We start from the raw sequence: 3015 nt of genomic DNA, 5'->3' as shown, positions 1-3015 counted from the left end.
TGTATCAATCCAACACTTCATATCCACTTTAATATAAAAGATATTATATAATATTAATTACAAACTAATATATATACTGTATTTTAATATATTTTTAAGATAAAAACAATAATCTTTTATAAAGTATATATTTATTGAGTTATTATTATTATTTTATATCTGTTTTTTCATTAGTATTGGTATATGTTATATAGTTTATATTTTTAAAAAGAATAGATATTTTAAAAAAATAGAAAAATATATGACATTTTCTAAGTTTATCTGTATTAATAAAAAATTCTTATTTTTTTGTTGTTTTAACCAAGAGACTTAATGTAATGAATCAAAAAAATATGCATGAAATTGACATAATGCAAAAACAAGTTCAATACCATTCTGATCCAACAATGATATTTAATCACCTATGCCAAGGCCAGACATCCACATTGCTGTTAGAAACAGCTGAAATTAACAAAAAAAATGCTATAGAAAGCATAATGATTATTGATAGTGCTGTGCGTATTTCTGCACAAGATAACACTGTGGAATTAAAAGCATTGACTGAAAATGGATTGGCAGTATTGTTAGCCCTTAAAAAAACATCGATAAAGAATGTTAAAAAATCTGAAAAAAATAATAATTTATATTTTACTTTTCCAGAAATGAACAAAAATCTTGATGAAGATAAAAGAATTTTTTCATTGTCTGTTTTTGATGCGTTTAGACTGATTATTAAGAGTTTTCAAAATACAAAAAAAATATCAAAAGCAATGTTTTTTGGAGGTTTATTTTCTTATGATCTTATTTCGCAATTTGAATCAATACCAACATTTACAAGGACACAAAAATGTCCCGATTTCTGTTTCTATTTGTCTGAAAGTATATTGATTTTAGATCATCAAAAGAAAACGGCTATTATTCAAAACGCATTGTTTACTAAAAATATAGATGAAAAAAAACGCATTCAAATAAGAACAAAAACAATAGAAACAGAATTGAATCAAACATTGCTATCAATATCTCACACCCATGCAAAAAATATTACAGTAACATCCAATATGAGTGATGTGAAATATAGTAATATTATTAGTAAACTGCAACAATTAATCCATCAAGGTGAAATTTTTCAGGTGGTGCCTTCACGCAAGTTTTATATGCCTTGTCATAATCCGTTGGCAGCTTATCAACGATTAAAAAAAAGCAATCCCAGCCCTTATATGTTTTTTATGCAGGATCAAGATTTTACGTTATTTGGTGCATCACCTGAAAGTTCTTTAAAATATGATGAAAAAACAAGACAAATTGAACTGTATCCTATTGCAGGTACAAGACCTAGAGGTCGGAAAAACAATGGGGCTATAGATTTGGATTTAGACGGTCGAATAGAGTTGGAAATGCGAACTAATCATAAAGAATTAGCAGAGCATTTAATGTTGGTAGATTTAGCTCGCAATGATCTTGCTCGTATTTGCGAGTCCGGATCACGATATGTTTCTGATTTATTAAAAGTTGATAAATATTCACATGTTATGCATTTAGTGTCGAAAGTGGTAGGAAAGCTAAAACATAATTTAGATGCATTGCATGCATATTCGGCATGCATGAATATGGGCACTCTTAGTGGTGCACCTAAAGTACGTGCGATGGAATTAATAGCAGAATATGAAAGGACTCGAAGAGGAAGTTATGGTGGCGCTATTGGGTATTTTACAGATCTCGGCAATATGGACACTTGTATCACTATCCGTGCTGCGTATGTAGAAAATGCAATAGCCACTATACAAGCAGGTGCTGGTATTGTTTTTAACTCAATTCCTGCAGAAGAAGTCAAAGAAAGTTTTAATAAAGCACAAGCAGTAATAACTGCTATCAGTGATTCACACAACTCAATGCAGGACTTCAACAAAAATGGCAAATATTTTACTATTAGATAATATTGATTCATTTACATATAATCTTGTAGAACAATTAAGAAATCAAAAACATTACGTTATAATTTATCGTAATGTTGTAGATATAAATATCATATCAAACAAATTATTAAAGATGAAAAACCCGATCTTAATGTTATCCCCTGGACCAAGCACACCCGCAAAAGCAGGATGTATGTTAGAATTAATACACACAGTAAAAGGCAAAATCCCGATTATCGGTATATGTCTTGGTCATCAAGCGATAGTAGAGGCGTATGGCGGCATCATAGGGCGCGCAGGAGAAATTATCCATGGAAAAGCATCATGTATTCAACATGACGGTTTAGAAATGTTTACAGGCCTCTCTCAACCCCTGCCCGTTGCACGATACCATTCATTGATATGCAACACCATTCCGCCTCATTTTGTTGTGAATGCACATTGTGACAACATGATCATGGCAGTGCGTCATAACATCGATCGTGTGTGTGGTTTTCAATTTCATCCCGAATCCATTCTCACCACACAAGGGAGCCAATTGTTAGAACAAATATTAGCATGGGCTGCGAACCTATAAAAGATATTTTTCGCATCACAAAACACGCAATAAGACCCATGACCCACACCGTGCACGGCGCGCAAAAAACAGGTAACAAGATCTATTTGTGAGGTGAATACACAAAATCAATATTGCGAGACGACTCACAATGCAATGGGCAATATACACACGCGGTCACCAAGAAAACGGGGCGACGGCTAGTGCGCCAAAGATTGTCAATTGTTTGTTTTTTACACATCAATAATAAGAGCATTGATCAACAGTGATGCCACATCTTCATCTCACTGAGATGTGCATATTTTATTGTTGGTATACTTGTTTGAATTTATACAACCAATAAAAATATTTTGTGTATATGGTTGAAAAAATATTGTTTTTAACCTGCCAAATCGCGGTGATGCACCATTGTCTTATGCAAACGTGTTAAAAAGAAAACCAAACATCAAAAAACATTATGATGAGAGTGTGGGTTTGTATCTCTTTTTTATTGTTTTAATGACGTTGGATACACGTTGTATAAAATCTTAATAACCTGTGGATAAGTTGTGTATAAAATGTGCATAA

1 protein-coding gene and 1 pseudogene are annotated in these 3015 nt (G+C 32.2%); both read left to right on the top strand.

Annotated features, from left to right (window positions below; genetic code table 11):
- Positions 1 to 317: 317 nt before the first annotated feature.
- Positions 318 to 1913, top strand: a complete 1596-nt coding sequence (locus tag AB4W59_RS02780; RefSeq protein ID WP_367673371.1) for an anthranilate synthase component 1 — start codon at positions 318 to 320, stop codon at positions 1911 to 1913.
- Positions 1888 to 2457, top strand: a pseudogene (locus AB4W59_RS02775) (gamma-glutamyl-gamma-aminobutyrate hydrolase family protein); the annotation flags it as partial. The gene AB4W59_RS02780 and the pseudogene AB4W59_RS02775, both read left to right, overlap by 26 nt.
- Positions 2458 to 3015 lie beyond the last annotated feature (558 nt).

Source organism: Buchnera aphidicola (Cavariella theobaldi) (genome assembly GCF_964059165.1).
GTDB classification, from domain to species: Bacteria; Pseudomonadota; Gammaproteobacteria; order Enterobacterales; family Enterobacteriaceae; genus Buchnera; species Buchnera aphidicola_BO.
The sequence above is the reverse complement of the archived record's forward strand: the minus strand, read 5'-3'. Positions and strand labels throughout refer to the sequence as shown.